The following is a 17,023-nucleotide window of genomic DNA, read 5'->3' on the forward strand; positions in this document are numbered from 1 at the left end:
AAGTTAATCTTTTGATTTGTAAGGTTCCTGTAAGCTTTAAAAAAAATAGCTGTAAGGATGAAGAGTTATGCTAGCTATAGCATAAAAGATAAGGAGTTAGTTGAACATGAATCCATCCGTTACAAAAAAAGAACGAATTCTTTCCTTGGATATTATTCGAGGATTAGCTTTATTTGGCATTTTATTTATTAATGTAGGCGCCTATCAGGTCATTATAGAAGGCGGACCTATACCTGATTATAGTGGCATCAATGGAGTGATCGATTCACTTATTGATATTTTTATTGAAAAGAAATTCTTTTCAATCTTTTCCTTCCTATTCGGTGTTGGCTTTTATATTTTTGCTTCCCGGGCAGAAGCACGTGGGGATAAACCAAAATGGCGCTTTGCAAGACGTTTATTTGCATTATTGATAATCGGTATCATTCATATTTTCTTGTTTTGGGGTTCGATTTTAGCCATTTATGCAGTCATTGGATTTTTATTGCTACCATTTTACTCTGCGAAAATTTCAACAATTTGTAAATGGCTTTTTACAATCATCACACTTCATATTCTTGCTATATTAGGTCAAATGTATATGCCGACTCATGCTGTAATGTCCACTATTTCAGGACTTTTAGGCAATGATGCTATCGCTATATTCATCATGTTTTTAAGCGGATTTTTAGTAGCAAAAGCTGGTTGGATTGGTCATATTGGGGCACATATTCAAAAAATAAAATGGCTGCTTTTTGTTACAGGCCCATTCTTTATTGGTTTTTCATTGTGGATATGGTTTGCATCACAAGCAGATGACCAACAGCTACAATCTATTATTGGTTTAGGAGTAGTTCCGACAACATATTTTTATTTAGCTTGTTTATTTATAATTTTGGAAAATCGTCCTATTGTGAAAATGCTTCAGCCGATTGGACGAGTGGGACAAATGGCATTTACCAACTATTTAGCCCAAAGCTTTATTGGCACGGCAATTATCTCACTAATGGGCTTAGAAGTCGTTTCACCATCAGATATTGTAGTAATCGCATGTATTATTTTTGCCATTCAAATTATCTTTAGTATGATTTGGTTCAAATTCTTTTCAATTGGACCATTTGAAAAACTATGGCGCTATATGACATATGGTAAAAAGATTTCGACAAAGACATCGTAAAAGCTCTATAAATTAATAAGGGAAATAACAAAAATCGGTGAGACTGTTGAAAAGTCTTACCGATTTTTATTTGTCTAATCCTTCCAGCCCTTACAGACATCAATCCATTCTTCATACGGTGTATAGGTTTCTAGCTCGGAAATCGTGACCTCTATCGCAGAATTGCTACTACCACATGCAGGAAATACCGTTGTAAACCGTTTAAGGGATTCATCTAAATAAATAACAACTCCTTCATTAACGCCAAAGGGACAAACTCCACCGACATCGTGACCTATCATAGCTTCGACATTATCTTTACCTAGCATCTTTGCCTTTGTTCCAAAAACTGCTTTATATTTGGCATTATCGATTTTTGCATCTCCGGCTGCCACAATTAGTATAGCGCTATCATTGACAAGAAAGGATAAAGATTTTGCTATGCGGGCAGGCTCACAGCCAAGTGCCAGTGCTGCTAATTCAACGGTGGCAGAGCTCTCTTCTAATTCTTGTATTTTGTGTTCCACATGCCATTGGGCTAAATGATTCCGTGCTTTTTCTATTGCCATATGTACAATCCTCCTAATCCGTCCAGTTGTGCCTTGGCGAATTTTCCCCTACTAAATGTTGGATCCACCAAAAGCTCTATCTTGTTTCAAGCAGATGTCGAATCAAGATAAATTTAATTTTAACATAATTTTCAGAATATAATGTTGCGAATATCTGCTTTATTTAGTACGATTAATTTGAAAGTGTAAAATTACACTGGAGGGTTGCGGCTTGATTAAATTCTTACAAATTGTGAGCGTTATGATTGGTTTATCAGTAGTGACATTAATGGTAGTACTTATTGTCATATTGAGTGGTCATATGCACTTTCTGCAACTAGTTTATACGGTTCCAGTTTGTGTATTTGTATTGTTTGTTTGTGGAATATTTAATTGGATGAATACAAAAAAGAAAAAGAGATGGGTAATGGGTGCATTGGGTGTGACAATAATATTTGCTTTAATTCCTCCTATTCAACATTATTATAAGCTGAGTATTCCTACTGTTGATGCAGAAATTGATATATCTGCTTATCAACCATTTACGCAGGACAATCAAGTGGTAAAGCCTGACGAAAAAGTCTCATTACAATTGACAGGGTCATTACCACGATTAGATGGAGCCACAGCTATGTATCCTTTATATGCAGCCTTTGTTGAGGCTACTTATCCTAAGGGAGACTATCAGCCATATAAGAGTAGGGTCCAAGTTAACCGTACACCAGAAGCCTATCAAAATTTAATAGCGGGAAATGTGGATTTAATTTTTGTGGCAGCACCATCTATTAAGCAAGAATGGCAAGCAGAAAAAGAAGAACTTACGTTTAATATGACACCGATTGGGCGAGAGGCATTTGTTTTTTTCGTCCATCATAAAAACAATGTGGATAATGTAACATTGGATCAGGTGAAGAAAATATATGCTGGTGAAATTACCAACTGGCGTGATGTTGGCGGTGAGGATGAAGCCATCCGTGCTTTCCAACGTCCAGCGGATAGCGGAAGCCAAACAGCATTAGAAAATTTAATGGATAATAAGCCAATTATGGAGGCACCCTCTGAAAATATTGCCTCAGGAATGGGTGGAATTATCCATGAAGTATCTCAATATCGAAATTATAAAAATGCGATGGGCTTTACGTTTAGATACTATTCGACAGAGATGGTTCGTAATAAAAAAATCAAATTACTATCCATTGATGGTATAGCCCCAACTAAAGAGAACATTCGAAATGGGACCTATCCTTTAGTCTCTGAGTTTTATGCGGTCACTGCTGGGGGGGAGAATGAAAATGTTCAAAAGCTAATCGATTGGATACTTACCGATGAGGGTCAAGCATTAGTAGCCAAAGTCGGTTATGTTCCAGTGGAAAAGTATTAAATAGTTTGCTATACTAAGGTTAATAAAATATTGTAAAGTTTTCTAGGGTTCCGTAGCAGATGCTAGTCTGGTCCGAGAGAAAACCACAAATTGATTTTGTGACACGGAAGGATAAAAGCCTGGGAGATACTGTTGAAGGACAGTTTCTTCTGGGCTTTTTTGTTTGGCTAAAATCAGGTGTTTTGGCGAAAGCTGAGGAAGGATAGTCATCAACAAGTGATTCGTCGTGTCTGATAAGATGGAGGGATTTTTTATGAATAAGCATTGGGTAAGTGTCATTATCGCTGCTTGCTTTGAAGTAGGCTGGGTCATTGGTTTAAAGCATGCTTCGGGTGTGTGGGAATGGATAGGCACTGTAATTGCAATCTATGTTAGTTTTTATTTACTAATTAAAGCGGGAGAGCACTTACCAGTTGGTACGGTATATGCGATTTTTGTAGGTTTGGGGACAGCCGGCACAGTATGCGCGGATAGTTTACTGTTTGGAGAGCCGTGGAAGCTAGCAAAAATACTATGTATTGTTGTTTTATTGGCAGGGGTTGTAGGCTTAAAGCTTGTGACAGGAGAGCCGAAGGAAAAAGAGGTGACTGAATAATGGCATGGATGGCATTAATAATGGCAGGCCTATGTGAGATGATGGGTGTCTATATGATTAGTAAATATAATAACGAAAAGAATAAAAAAAACTTAGGATTATTAATATTTGCATTTACATTAAGCTTTGCAGGACTTGCGTATGCTATGGAAACCTTACCGATGGGTACTGCTTATGCAATTTGGACAGGAATTGGTGCGGCTGGAGGAGCCTTGCTAGGAATGTTCTTCTTTAATGAATCAAAGGATTGGAGAAGAATTGTTTGTATAGTGCTTGTTTTAGGAGCAGCCGTCATGTTGAAAATTTTGTCATAAAAGAAGCATAACAAATGCACTTCCCGTTGAAACAAAGGAAGTGCATTTGTTTACATTATTTTTTTACATCTTTTGTCCATTCAGCTACTTTTTCTGGATTTGCTTCAATCCATTCCTTAGCAGCGTCTTTTGGATCTTTACCATCCATAACCTCTAGCATAACGCTTTCTAAATCTTCAGCTGTCCAGTGAAAGTTGTCTAACACTGAATACACTTCTGGTAAATCCTCTTTTAACCCTTTACGAACAAAAGTATTGATTGTTTCTTCGCCACCGTAAACACCTTTTGGATCTTCTAAATATTTAAGATCATATTTAGCAAATTTCCAGTGTGGTGACCAACCCGTAACAATAATTTCTTCCTTATCTTTCAAAGCCTTAGCTAAAGAAGTAGTCATTGCACCAGACGAAGAAGTAACAAAATTCCAATCTGCTAAATTATCATATTCATTTAATGCTTTTTCTGTTGCTGCTGTTATACCAGCTCCAGGCTCAATACCAGTAATTGTTCGATCAGCTTCATCTGTTAAATCTTCAATAGAGTTTGCTTTCATATAGCTTGGTACAACTAAGCCGATTTTGGCGCCAGCAAGGTTTTCGCCAAGCTCATCTAATTTATCTTTATATTTTTCATACTGTGATTCATGTGTATGTGGTAACCATGCAGCGACCATGCCGTCTGCCTCGCCTTTAGAAACTGCTTCCCACATAATGGCATTATCCAAAGGAGTTAATGTCACATCATAGCCTAAATCTTCAAGGACTTGCCCCACTACATTTGTGGAGGCGATTTCAGTATCCCACTCTACATAGGCTAAGTTTACCTCCTTAGAATCACTATTTTTTCCAGAACCAGAGTCTTCTCCGCTACATGCAGCGAGCATGAAGCCTAAACCTAAGGCCATTCCTAATTTCGATAATGTTTTCAGTTTCATCTAATCTCCCTTTCTGTCCATCATTTATATCTATTAAACTGCCTTCTTGGCAAGAAAATAAACTAATTTTATAAGGCTTTCTTTTTATTAAAGCTTTGTGTTAAACGGTCAATAATAATGGCAAAAATAACTAAACCTAAACCTGCAACGAAACCATTCCCAACCTGTGTACGTTGAAGGGCTGTTAAGACCTCACGTCCTAAACCTGGAGCACCAATCATCGAGGCGATGACTACCATAGAAAGGGACAGCATGACAGTTTGGTTAATACCTGCCATAATCGTTGATTTAGCAAGTGGGATTTCTACTTTAAATAGTTTTTGACTAGCTGTACTACCGTAAGAGTCTGCGGCTTCCACTAATTCTTTAGGTACCTGACGAATACCAAGGTTTGTCATACGTACCGTTGGAGGTAAAGCAAAGATAACTGATGCGAAGACACCAGGTACAATTCCGATGCCGAAAAAGGCAACGGCTGGGATGAGGTAGACAAAGCCAGGCATTGTTTGCATGAAATCGAGTATTGGTTTAATAATACTTTCAGCGATTGTAGACTTCGACATTAGAATCCCAAGTGGAATACCAATGATGATGGAAATAATACTTGAAAAGATAACGAGCGTGGTTGTTTCCATCAGATTTGTCCAAAGACCTTGATTATAGATAAACAACAAGCCTATTAATGAAAATGAGGCAAGTCCGAATTTTTTACCAGTTGCATAAAAGGCAAAAACAACGACAAGTAATATTAAAATAATGGCTGGGATACTATTTAACAAATCAGTGACCTGATTCATGAGTAGTTTTCCAAATTGCTGAATCGAGTTAAAGAACGCTGAAAAATTACTCGTCAACCAGTCCATAGCTGATTCTACCCATGGAGCTAGTGGTATTGTTGGAATATTATCTAAAAAATTATTCATGTACATCCGCCTCCTCATCACTCGTTGAAAGTGCTTGGATGACAACGCCTCTAATCAGCACACCAAGCAAGCGACCATCTTTTACAACGGCAATAGGAGTAGGTGAATTATAAATCATCCCTAATATATCCTGTAATAGCATATCTGGTGGAACTGTTAACACTTCTGATTGCACAATGGAGTGAACGGTTTGCTCTTGCTTCTTTGCTGAAGCTAATGCGTCGTCTGCTGTAATAAAGCCTTGTAAATGTCGGTTTTTGTCGACCGCCATTAGTAAACTAACCGCTTCTTGTCGCATGCGTTTTAGCGCTACTTTAGGGCCATCTAAATCTACGTTGACATACACTGGTCGCACCATGACATTTTCAGCCGTCAATACTTTAGAACGGTCCACATCTTCCACGAATGTTTTGACATAATCATTTGCTGGGTTGGTTAATATTTCTTCTCCCGTACCAATCTGAATGATAGAGCCATCCTTCATAATAGCGATGCGATCCCCAATGCGTAATGCTTCATTCAAATCATGCGTGATAAATAAAATTGTTTTTTTGACCTTTTGTTGTAGATCAAGTAGCTCATCTTGCATTTCTTTTCGAATCAATGGATCTAATGCTGAAAAAGCTTCATCCATTAATAAAATTTCAGGATCATTGGCAAGAGCACGCGCTAATCCAACACGTTGCTGCATACCACCTGATAATTGACTTGGATACTGATCTTTGTAAGCGAGTAATCCAGCATTTTCAAGAGCCTGCTCTGCTTTTGCTTGGCGTTCTTCCTTTGAAATGCCTCGGATTTCAAGGCCATATTCGGTGTTTTGAAGTAATGTACGATGGGGGAATAAACCGAAGTTTTGGAAAACCATACTCATTTTATTTCTTCTTACAGTCCGTAAACTTTCTTTACCCATTTTAGAAATATTTTCTCCATCGATATATATATTTCCGCTCGTTGGTTCAATAAGGCGGTTTAAGAGCCGTATTAATGTAGATTTACCGCTTCCTGATAATCCCATGATAACGAAGATTTCTCCCTCGTTTACTGTAAAGCTGGCATCGTATACACCAACAGTTGCACCTGTTTCTTTTAAGATATCAGTCTTACTTTTTTGTTGCTTGACGAGTTCTAGTGCTTGGGGAATATGTTTGCCAAACACTTTCGATACGTGTTCTACTTTTAATTTTTCCATAGAAGCACTCCTTTCGTAGATTATTACTATATGAGGATAGTGATACCCAAAAATAAACAAGTAACAACCTTACTGTAACAAAGGGTTGTTACTTTTGTCAAACCGACCAATAAGAAAAAAACCGCTTAAACGCTGTGATATCAGCGCCTAAACGGTTTTTAATTGGGATATAAAAAGCCTTGTACTCTAGCGAAGCTTTCGTCATTTCCCACAAAATAAATAATGTCGCCTTCTTCGAATGATACATAAGGGCCAGGTGATAGTAATAATTCATTACCACGACGAATACCGACGATGGTACTTGATGTATTTTGCCAAAAATTTAAGGCTTGTACAGTTTGATGAATGCATGGACTTTCCGCAGTCATTTCTAATTGATAAGGGATAAATGGATTTACTGAACGGAAATGCTCCGTACGACTAATTAGCTGCTTTGCTTTGTCTTGTAAATTTATTAATTCATGCTGTTGCTTTTGAATACTTGTCAGAAGCTCACTTTGTATTTCATGAATCGATTGAACGTCATGAAACTGTCGGACAAAATGAGCTGCTTTTTCATACGACTTAATGATGACACCGCTACCTTTCGTTGCCTCTACAATTTCTAAGTCTTGTAAAACAGCGATTGCTCTTCTAGCAGTCTCAGCAGACACATTATATTGACTTGCAAGAGATGATCTAGCATATATTTTATCGCCGATGCGGTATTTTCTTTCGACGATCTTGGAGGCAAGGTCGATAGCAATTTGTTGATATTTTGGCTGCTTTAGTTGAACAGTTTTTTCTAAGTTCATTTTAAACTTCCTTTCGTCATTACAGGTACCACAGCTTATTATAGACTAGCCTGCACAGAAAAAATAGCATCTCCATAAGCTAGTAGTATATGATGAAAAAGTAATGCTAAAATTTTTGTATCTACTATTAAAAATAATAGGATAGTAGCCGTTGTTTGACACTTTTCAGTTATTATTATAAACTAAGTTACGTTATGTAAGTGGTGTGAAAATACATGTGCTCAGTTGGTGGTTTAACCAACTGTTTCCTATAGAAGGTTGGAGATTAATATGACAATTACTACTAAAATTATGGACATAGTGAAAGATAAAATGACAGTTATAAAGCACACGAATACAGAAAATATTTGCCTAGTTGGTCCTGTCAATTTGCCCGTTCAACAAGGTGACTTTTCTGCTACTTTTCAGTGGTATAACTGGCTTACAGTAGATGTGAATGTATCAAAAGAAGAAATCATTGATAGCTTAGCTACAGCCAATTTGGCTTTCTTACAGCAATCATCAGTTCTTGTATATGGTGATTTTACCCATTCAGAGGATGCTTTAATCCGCATGCATAGTATTTGTCACACTGGTGACATATTTGGCAGTCAGCGCTGTGATTGTGGCTATCAATTGCATGAATCTATGAAAATGATTGTAGAGCACGGCTGTGGAGCTATTTTTTATTTAGCCGATCATGAAGGGCGAGGCATTGGATTATTCTCGAAATCACTCGCTTATTTATTACAAGAAGAAGGGCTAGATACAGTAGAAGCAAACCATGCACTTGGCTTCCCTGACGATACTCGTTCATATGAAGAAGCACTTGCGGTATTAGCAACACTACGCGCAAAACCTGTGACACTTATTACAAATAATCCTAAAAAATTGGCTGCTTTACAGGCTCGTGGCTTGGCGGCAGAAGGGCATGTTCCTTTATGGGGTGGCTTAACGGAAACGAATCGTTTTTATTTGGAAACGAAGGTTGAAAAATCTGGACATTTACGAGAAAAACAATAAGTGGAGGTGGCGACCATGACTACTAAAGACGAAAAATACATGCAACTAGCTCTAGACCTAGCAGCTAGTGCAAAAGGTAATACAAACCCTAATCCACTTGTCGGGGCGGTAATTGTCAAAAATGACATTATTGTAGGCACTGGTTTACACAGAAAAGCAGGCGAACCACATGCAGAAGTTCATGCTTTTCGTATGGCTGGAGAACATGCACAGAATGCTACACTATACGTTACGCTTGAACCTTGTTCACATTTTGGTAAAACGCCTCCTTGTGCGAATCTAGTGAAGGATTCTGGCGTTAGTCGAGTTGTGGTTGCGATGCAAGACCCTAATCCTACTGTAGCAGGTCGTGGCATTCAATTGTTGCGTGATGCAGGTATAACAGTGGAGGTAGGTGTTTTGGAGCAACAAGCACGTCGTTTAAATGAACGCTTTATCCATAACATGCTCACTAAAAGACCGTTTATTATTTCAAAATTTGCGATGACTGTAGATGGGAAAATTGCTACGCATACAGGTCATTCTAAATGGGTAACAGGTAAGGCTGCACGTGAGGACGTCCACCGTATTCGCCATGAGGTAGATGGTATTCTAGTTGGTGTTGGTACAGTTATCGCTGACAATCCATCATTAACAACAAGATTAAGCGAGGGCTACGGAAAAAATCCAACACGTATCATTATGGATAGTCTATTACGTACACCACTAGATGCGAATGTGTTGAATACGGAAGAAGCCCCAACAATTCTTGTTTGCAGCAATGATGTTAGCCAAGAAAAGATCGATTTATTGATAAATAAAGGTCTCACAGTTTTACCGATAGAGAAGGACGAACGTGGGCTAAATATTGATGAAATGCTTGCAAGACTTTATGAGCATGGCATTACAGATATTTTGCTAGAGGGTGGTAGTAAAGTGAATGCTTCATTTTTACAGCAAGGTGCCATTGACAAATATGTGATTTATATAGCGCCAAAGGTTCTAGGAGGGAATTTATCATTAACCCCTTTTGCGGGCTCTAATCCCTCCTTAATGAATGAGGCATGGCAGGTTGAATTTGCCTCATTTGATAAGATAGGCGAGGATTTATGTATTATTGCTTATCCAAAGCAAGGTGAAGAAAATTGAACTATGAAGCGGATGTTTGTATAGTAGGGGCTGGACCAGCAGGTGCACTTTTATCTTATTTACTGGTCAAAAAAGGGCTATCTGTCATCCTACTAGAACAAAATGCGGATCTTGGAAAGTCTTTTCGTGGTGAACATTTAAATGAAGAAGGCGAGGCTGTTTTAAAAAGTCATCAACTTTTCGAAGCAGTCGAGTCGCTTGGCTTATTACGCATGGAAAAGCTAGAATATTACGCAGATGGTAAGGCCTTTAAAACCATTTTTCCTAATGACATAGTAGGTCATCTAGGAATTCATGTTCCTCAAGCTAATTTATTAAAGGGGATTTTAGAAAAAGCGCTGCTATTTTCTCATTTTACTTGTCTGCTACATACGAAGGTAACGGAGCTTATCCAGGACGCGTCGGGTTATTATAAAGGCGTAATCGCCATAAAAGATGGAACAACCATAAAGGTCGATAGCCAATTAATAATTGGTGCTGATGGACGCTATTCAACGATTCGTAAGGCGGCACATATTGATGTTCAAAAACAAAAACATGGCTTTGACTTGCTATGGGCTAAAATTCCTGCACCTTCAGGCTGGGAGCCTTCTATTAAAATGGCATTAATTGGAGATAAGCAATTATCATTGTTCACGCAAGTTGGTGGCTTTATTCAAATTGGATGGAATATTGAACAAGGGAGCTATCCACAGCTTCGAAAACAATCATTTACACCTTTTATCCAACAGCTTACGATGCAATTCCCTGCATTATCTGAGCCTGTAAAGGAGGACATTCGGTCTTGGAAAGATTTTGTGCTGTTAGATGTTTTCAGCTGTCATTGTAACTGTTGGGGCACGAAGGGTCTTGTGCTTTTAGGCGATGCGGTTCATACGATGACACCAACAGGAGCATTTGGCTTGAACAGTGCGCTAAAAGATGCGGATTGTTTGGCATCTCTATTAAATAAAGATTCATTAGCTCATTTTAATGTTCAAGATTTTCAGCATATGCGAGAGCAAGCTATTGAGGATGTTTTAGCAGTACAAATAGAGAGAGAACAAACTTTTTCTGCTCATTTTCTAAATAGAGCATCATGAAAGGATGTAACACATCTAATGAAATTTGGTTTTGACATTGATGATACACTGATAGATTTACGGGCACATGCCTTTGCCATTTACAATAAAAAAATGGGGAAAAATATTCCGATTGATATTTTTCATACGCTAAAAAGAGTAGAAATTCATGAGCCTTTTGGTTTATCAGATGCAGAGGGCGCAGCGATGTGGAGTAGTTCATTAGAAGAGATTTATTTTACGAACTGTCCTTCTTTTGAAGGGTCATTAAAAATGCTGCAAGCTTTAGCTTATCATGGTCATGATATTTACTACATTACCTCTCGGCCGAAGCAATTTTGTAAGCAAACAAAAGAATGGATGGAAGCACAGGGGTTTCCGATAAAAGAGGGCCATTTTTTCTGTGGGATGCAAGATGCCGAGAAGGTAGCGATTATAAAAGAGCTTGCTTTAGATGTTTATGTAGATGATAAACCAGCAGTACTGGAGACACTTCACAATATACAAACAAAAGTAATTTTAAAAAATCAATCTTATAATCAGCATGTTGAGTTACCAAGATTGCATCATTGGCAGGATTTTTTAGCACTGATTGAAGCGTAAGATTTTTAATATGGTTGAACCCCAAATTATAGTGATTGATAAAGTTACATGTTTGGGGTTCTTTTTAGGTTAATAAAAATAAAATATTAAATTGATAAAGAATGAAATAAAGTAACGTCGCTTATTTCCACAATTGGAATTGCCGCCTTACGTTCCACTCTGCTTTTATGATGAAGCATCCATTTAATGCCGGCTATTGATTGTTTTCTACATGTATTCAAAACTAATAAAATCGATTAAGCTGGAAGCGTGTTAAATCCTGCTTGCATTTACCATGTAATGTTAATTCTGCGAGAGCTTCTCCAACGGCACTGCTAAATTTAAAGCCATGACCTGAAAAACCTGCCGCAATTATCATATTTGGATGAGTAGGTAAGAAATCGATGATGAAATCTTCGTCTGGCGTCATGGAATATTTGCACGTTTTCCCGTATTTTAATGCTCCATGCTGAGGCATAAATTGCTGAATGAAATGTTGTAAATCTGCACGATCATGGTCATCGAATGGATGAAGAGGTTTATTTGGATTTATTTCTTCGCCGCCATCATGTCGACCTAGCTTTAGTCCTGCACCATCAATGCTTGGGAAGCCATAGTAAGAGGAATCAGCGAATTCAAAGCAATAGGCTGGAAAGACCTCATTACTATAAAGCTGTTCATCCGCTTCAAACCATGCAAAGGTTTTTCGCGTTGGTGTAACAGGAAGGGCGATGTCCAGCGTTTGAAGTAGCTCAGTTGCCCATGCCCCAGCAGTGACAATTAAATGCTTTGCCTCATAGACTTGATTGGCCGTTTGAACTTGCACAATTTCTCCCGCTTGGATGCCAACAACTTTTTCTTTTATCTGTAAGCGTGCCCCAGCTTGCAAGGCTAGCTTTTTATAGGCTCTAATACATGCTTCAACTCGAAGGACCCCAGCTGTCGGCTCAAAGCATGCTACCAAATTGGCTGGTAAAGATAATCCAGGCCACTTGTTCATGGCTTCAGCTGCTGAATAGTGTTCGAGTGCTAATTCATGAAGGGTAGCGCTGGCTTTTACGTTTTGAATAAAGCTGCAAGTTGGCTCTCCGATATTTACTACCCCAGTTTGTAAAAATAAGTTCTCATCTGCTAAAGATTCGAGCTCCTGCCATAGCTCCCCAGCTCGTTTAACGAAAGGTACATAGCTAGCTCCCTCACCATAGGCAAATCGAATAATTCTTGTCTCTCCATGATGGCTCCCTTCCTCATGAGGGGGATCAAAAGCATCCAGCATTAAAACACTTTTCCCAGACTTTGCTAAATAATAACCTGCCGCCATCCCCATAGAGCCTGCTCCAACTATAATGACATCATATACCATAATAATCCCTACTTTTTTGCTCAAGTATAACAGATTGTTAGAAAATGAAACAGAAATTTTTGAAAAATTAAATATGCACAACCCCCGCTTCCAATGTAAAAAGAGGGTTGTGCATGAATTGGTTGATTATTTTGAGCGTGGTAATAGTTTATTGAGGACAATGGCTACAATTGCAGCTGTGGCAATTGGTGAGCCCAATAAATATTGAACAGTTGTAGGTAATGAATACAAGAAATCATCTGGCAATAATGTCAACGCTAACGTTAAAATGACTGGAATAGCAATCACATACATTTCCTTTTCGCCAATAGGTTCATTTTTCATTACCTGCAGACCACTAATAGCAATGATGCCGCATACAATGACAAACACTCCTCCAATGACAGCCGAGGGAATCGCTGAAATGAGTGCGGCTAATTTACCAGAGAAACCAAAAACTATAAACCAAATACCCGCAGCAATAAATACGCGACGACTAGCAATTCCTGTAATGGAGATAACCCCTGCATTTGTAGAGTAACCAGTTACAGGTGTAGAACCTAGTAAAGAAGCAATAAAACAGCCAATCCCTTCACCAACAACACCGCGATTAATTTGCTTATCCGTTAAAGGTTTGTCGATGACATTACTAATGGCAAACCATGTGCCAGTTGTTTCCGCCATTAAGACAATATAGATAATGACCATTGTAATAATGGCGGAAATATTAAAGCTAAAGCTGAAATCCGCGAATGGAATTTGTGGCATACTAAACCATTTTGCTTGTGATACAGCTGATAAATCTAAAACTCCCATCATATTTGCAGCAACACTACCGACTATTAAAGCAATAATAACGGAGCCAATACGGAATAGGCGACCCTTTTGATGGAAGACTGTACCAAACATTACACAAATGATTAGGACAACTGCTGAAATTAACGCTAAATAAATATTTTGTTCAATGGATGCACCTGCCCCATTAAAAATATTATCGCTTAAACCGACAGGCATTAAGGATAAACCAACAACAAAAATAATTGTTCCCCCTACAATGGGCGGAATAAATGTCTGTACAATTTTATTGAAGATACCTGTGTAACCTAAAATAATCACTAAAATGGCCCCAATTAAGCTTGCACCTAATATTGTGCTCCAACCTAAATCACCACTGCCACTTGCTGCATAAATACCAACGATGGCTCCTAACGGAACATAGGAAGGACCTTGTGCCATCGGTAATTTCATACAGAAATGTGTTTGTATAATAGTTGCAAGTCCAGCAGCAATAAAGGTTGATTGGATTAATGCACTGGCTTGACCAGTTTGTAAGCCAATTAACATGGCGATTAAAAATGGGACAACGTAAACATCCATTGCCATGACATGCTGTAAACCTAGTAGCGCTGATTGACCAATCGAGACTTTTTCATCTGGAAGTACGGTTAATTGTGTTGTTTTTTTCGTTGTATTAGTTAGTTGGCTATGTTGCGTTTCCACGAAGATGTGCACCTCATATGAATAAATTTTTAATATAGACAGTTAGTAAATCATTAGTCCCTTGAATGAACTTTATTTCCTTGGACCCAAACCTCACGAATATTCTCTGGACGAACAAGATACATTATTTTTTGGAAAATATCGTGTAATGCTTCTTGGCTATCGAAAATTGGAAGCTTTGCAGAATGGATCTTTGTATCAATGATTTGTACATCCCATGTATAATTTTCCTGTAAACGGCCAATTGGAAGACTTAAGCTTTCCCCGCCACCAGCTGTCGCTAGATAAAAGGCTTCATTAATCGTAATACGTGAATTTGGAACACCACGTTTGTTGGCTACAATTGCTGTATCTACACCATCTTCAAGCATTCTCGATGACATGACTGCCTGTCTTGCATTATCGAAAAGGCTAGGGGAAAATCCACCTGATATATCTGAACCTAATCCAATATCAACACCAAGTGCATGGAAGCGGGCAATAGGAATAACGCTATTTGCAAAATAGGCATTAGAAATCGGGCAATGACCGATAGCTGTGCCTGTCTCAGCAAATAAACGTGCATCATCATCGCTTAGGAAATTACAATGGGCCATAACAGATTTTTCGCCTAATAAACCAAAATCATGGAGAGCCTCAGCATCATTTTTATGGAATCTTTCCTTGACGTAGCCATGTTCCCAGTCGCTTTCGCTACAGTGAGATTGGATATGTGTATTGTATTTTGCTGCTAATTCCCCTAAGCCCTTTAAAGCATTGTCGGTACAGCTTGGAATGAAGCGAGGAGTGACAACTGGGTATACACCTTGCTTAGTTGTCTTTGCTAAATCTTTAACAGCTAAAATGAATGCTTCTGTATCAGCAAGCGCTGTTTGTGTAGTAGCATCTCGGTAAAAATGAGGATTTTGTTCAGGGTCATCCATCACCACTTTTCCGACTAATCCTCGTTGCCCCTTTTCAGCACAAATTTTTGCTAAAAGAATACTAGCCTCTTTATGAACTGTCGCGAAATATAAGGATGTTGTTGTGCCGTTAGCAAGGAGTGTGCTCACTAAATCTTCGTAGACCTCTTGGGCAAATGCTAAATCCGAAAATTTTGATTCGATAGGGAATGTATATGTGTTCAGCCAATCATAAAGTGGTATGTCTAAAGCTGTACCAGATTGCGCCCATTGTGGTGCATGTACATGCAAGTCGACAAATCCTGGTAAGAAATATTGACCTTCATCTAATTGATGAAAATGTTTATGGTGTTGGTATGTAGTTAATAGTTGTTGGTAATCAGCATGTTCAGGAGAGACTGTTTTTTCAATCATGCCATCTGCATTAATGAAAAATAAATAATCTTTTAAAATCTGAACTTCAGTAGCAGATGTACTAGTAAAAGCCGTTCCTTTAAAAATTTGCGTATATTCAGCCATAAAAACCACCTTAATGTTCGTTTATTGATAATAACACGGATTATTATAGGCTATTTAAACTATTAAGTCTATAAAAAAAACGAATAATAATATGGGGTGGTAAGAAGAGAGATCAAGTCTTAGCCTACATTTTTATAGCTTTTACGGACGCTGAAGGATACAAAAAAAGGCACTCTTTTTTGATGCTAGAGTGCTTTTTCTTTAAGAAATCGTTTCATTAATGATATGAAGAAAGTGATTAAAAGAAGCTGAATGGTGTTGTTCATTTTTTCGTGTACAAAGATAAATCGGACGCTGAATGTCAATCTCTTTAATAAACACTCGTGCTATTTGTTCCTGTTGGATAAAGCTGGATGCAGCAATAGATGGAGCTAGCATCGTCCCAAAACCAGCTGCAATAGCATGAATCGACTCATTGATTCCATCTAGCTGTAGTCCTACTTTAGGTGGGGGAATCTTATATACTTTACATAATGCATTTAAGTATTCCTTTGTGGAACTACCGTCTTCTCTTGTGACAAAGGGCTGTTGCATGAGTTCTGAAAGAGAAACCGTTTGCCCAGCTAATGAATGATTGTATGGCACAATAAACCAATAATCTAGATTCATCAGAAATTGATAATGAATATCAGGGTGATGACCATCTTCTTTAACAATAAAGGCTAAATCTGCTTTATAATGGAGTAACTCTTCTATTACTTGCTGTGAATTAGCTGTTTTTAAATGAATATGGGTAGTTGGGTAGACTTGTTTAAAATGAGCCAATAATTTAGGTAATAAAAAATGAGAGGGTACATGTGTGGAAGCAATTTGTAATTCCTCATGGCCTGTATTTTTTAACTGTTGTACTTTATTTTCGATATCTATTTCTAAATCAAATAAGCGCTGTGCTTGCTTATATAAAAAGGTGCCGCTTTGAGTTAATGTAATACCTCTACCTTTTGATTCTAGCAATGTTAAACCTAGTTCTTTTTCTAAATTTCGAATTTGAATGGTTACAGCGGGCTGACTAATCATAAGGGCCTGCGCAGCTTTGGAAACACTATTGAGTTCGGCTACCTTTGTAAATAACCGCAGTGCATGTAGATTCATGATAGACACACCTTTTATAAATTATTTTTATGCTTTTATATACATTATATATTAGATTTATTAATTTTTGCTCGGTATC

At 38.0% G+C, this 17,023-nt stretch carries 17 protein-coding genes and 1 riboswitch; of the genes, 8 read left to right on the forward strand and 9 right to left on the reverse strand.

The genetic code is table 11. The features are described 5' to 3' along the window. Positions 1-106 precede the first annotated feature (106 nt). On the forward strand, positions 107-1,156 hold the full coding sequence (locus A2J09_RS02285; RefSeq protein ID WP_012293434.1) for a DUF418 domain-containing protein: 1,050 nt from the start codon (positions 107-109) through the stop codon (positions 1,154-1,156). Positions 1,157-1,230: 74 nt separating this feature from the next. On the opposite strand, the gene A2J09_RS02290 is transcribed toward A2J09_RS02285, so the two are convergent. Beyond that, the gene (locus A2J09_RS02290; protein WP_012293435.1) at positions 1,231-1,704 is read right to left on the reverse strand and encodes a YbaK/EbsC family protein; all 474 of its coding nucleotides are present in this window, start codon (positions 1,702-1,704) and stop codon (positions 1,231-1,233) included. Positions 1,705-1,915: 211 nt separating this feature from the next. Between A2J09_RS02290 and A2J09_RS02295 the strand changes: the two genes are divergently transcribed. The 3 genes from A2J09_RS02295 (at position 1,916) to A2J09_RS02305 (ending at position 3,973) form a co-directional block, all read left to right on the forward strand. Further along, entirely contained in the window at positions 1,916-3,064 is a 1,149-nt protein-coding gene (locus A2J09_RS02295; protein WP_036161026.1) for a PstS family phosphate ABC transporter substrate-binding protein, read from the forward strand. Positions 3,065-3,095: 31 nt separating this feature from the next. After that, positions 3,096-3,192, forward strand: a riboswitch (guanidine-I (ykkC/yxkD leader). A 125-nt stretch (positions 3,193-3,317) separates the two neighbouring features. Beyond that, a complete protein-coding gene (locus A2J09_RS02300) occupies positions 3,318-3,659 on the forward strand; it encodes a DMT family transporter (RefSeq protein WP_031419133.1) in 342 nt (113 codons plus the stop codon). Next, positions 3,659-3,973, forward strand: a complete 315-nt coding sequence (locus A2J09_RS02305; RefSeq protein WP_012293440.1) for a DMT family transporter — start codon at positions 3,659-3,661, stop codon at positions 3,971-3,973. Before A2J09_RS02300 ends, A2J09_RS02305 begins: the two co-directional genes overlap by 1 nt. A 55-nt stretch (positions 3,974-4,028) precedes the next feature. Here the strand turns inward: A2J09_RS02305 and A2J09_RS02310 are convergent, their stop codons facing one another. From A2J09_RS02310 to A2J09_RS02325, 4 genes are all read right to left on the reverse strand, one after another. After that, entirely contained in the window at positions 4,029-4,907 is an 879-nt protein-coding gene (locus A2J09_RS02310) for a glycine betaine ABC transporter substrate-binding protein (protein ID WP_012293441.1), read from the reverse strand. A gap of 68 nt (positions 4,908-4,975) precedes the next feature. Next, positions 4,976-5,830 carry an ABC transporter permease gene (locus tag A2J09_RS02315; protein WP_008174570.1) on the reverse strand — a complete coding sequence of 285 codons (855 nt, stop codon included), beginning with the start codon at positions 5,828-5,830 and terminating at the stop codon, positions 4,976-4,978. After that, a complete protein-coding gene (locus A2J09_RS02320; RefSeq protein WP_012293442.1) occupies positions 5,823-7,022 on the reverse strand; it encodes a quaternary amine ABC transporter ATP-binding protein in 1,200 nt (399 codons plus the stop codon). Before A2J09_RS02320 ends, A2J09_RS02315 begins: the two co-directional genes overlap by 8 nt. Before the next feature lie 158 nt (positions 7,023-7,180). Next, positions 7,181-7,816 carry a GntR family transcriptional regulator gene (locus tag A2J09_RS02325; protein ID WP_031419135.1) on the reverse strand — a complete coding sequence of 212 codons (636 nt, stop codon included), beginning with the start codon at positions 7,814-7,816 and terminating at the stop codon, positions 7,181-7,183. A gap of 270 nt (positions 7,817-8,086) precedes the next feature. On the opposite strand from A2J09_RS02325, the gene A2J09_RS02330 reads away from it, so the two are divergent. The 4 genes from A2J09_RS02330 to A2J09_RS02345 are packed head-to-tail and all read left to right on the forward strand — an operon-like array spanning position 8,087 to position 11,610. Continuing rightward, entirely contained in the window at positions 8,087-8,818 is a 732-nt protein-coding gene (locus A2J09_RS02330) for a GTP cyclohydrolase II (protein WP_012293444.1), read from the forward strand. A 15-nt stretch (positions 8,819-8,833) separates the two neighbouring features. After that, complete coding sequence (gene ribD, locus A2J09_RS02335; RefSeq protein WP_031419136.1) at positions 8,834-9,946, forward strand: bifunctional diaminohydroxyphosphoribosylaminopyrimidine deaminase/5-amino-6-(5-phosphoribosylamino)uracil reductase RibD; 1,113 nt, start codon at positions 8,834-8,836, stop codon at positions 9,944-9,946. Further along, the gene (locus tag A2J09_RS02340) at positions 9,943-11,028 is read left to right on the forward strand and encodes an FAD-dependent monooxygenase (RefSeq protein WP_012293446.1); all 1,086 of its coding nucleotides are present in this window, start codon (positions 9,943-9,945) and stop codon (positions 11,026-11,028) included. The genes ribD and A2J09_RS02340 overlap by 4 nt, the downstream gene beginning before the upstream one ends. 18 nt (positions 11,029-11,046) lie before the next feature. After that, positions 11,047-11,610, forward strand: coding sequence for a 5' nucleotidase, NT5C type (locus A2J09_RS02345; RefSeq protein ID WP_012293447.1), 564 nt, complete (start codon positions 11,047-11,049; stop codon positions 11,608-11,610). A gap of 223 nt (positions 11,611-11,833) precedes the next feature. Here the strand turns inward: A2J09_RS02345 and solA are convergent, their stop codons facing one another. From solA to A2J09_RS02365, 4 genes are all read right to left on the reverse strand, one after another. After that, positions 11,834-12,952 carry an N-methyl-L-tryptophan oxidase gene (gene solA, locus A2J09_RS02350; protein WP_036161030.1) on the reverse strand — a complete coding sequence of 373 codons (1,119 nt, stop codon included), beginning with the start codon at positions 12,950-12,952 and terminating at the stop codon, positions 11,834-11,836. Positions 12,953-13,078: 126 nt separating this feature from the next. Continuing rightward, on the reverse strand, positions 13,079-14,431 hold the full coding sequence (locus tag A2J09_RS02355) for a uracil-xanthine permease family protein (protein ID WP_031419142.1): 1,353 nt from the start codon (positions 14,429-14,431) through the stop codon (positions 13,079-13,081). Between the two features lie 53 nt (positions 14,432-14,484). Continuing rightward, positions 14,485-15,852 carry a guanine deaminase gene (gene guaD / locus A2J09_RS02360; RefSeq protein WP_012293449.1) on the reverse strand — a complete coding sequence of 456 codons (1,368 nt, stop codon included), beginning with the start codon at positions 15,850-15,852 and terminating at the stop codon, positions 14,485-14,487. A 201-nt stretch (positions 15,853-16,053) separates the two neighbouring features. After that, positions 16,054-16,944: a LysR family transcriptional regulator gene (locus tag A2J09_RS02365; RefSeq protein WP_012293450.1), complete on the reverse strand. Its 891-nt coding sequence runs from the start codon at positions 16,942-16,944 to the stop codon at positions 16,054-16,056. Positions 16,945-17,023: the final 79 nt, after the last annotated feature.

This window comes from Lysinibacillus sphaericus (assembly GCF_001629735.1).
Taxonomy (GTDB): Bacteria; Bacillota; Bacilli; order Bacillales_A; family Planococcaceae; genus Lysinibacillus; species Lysinibacillus pinottii.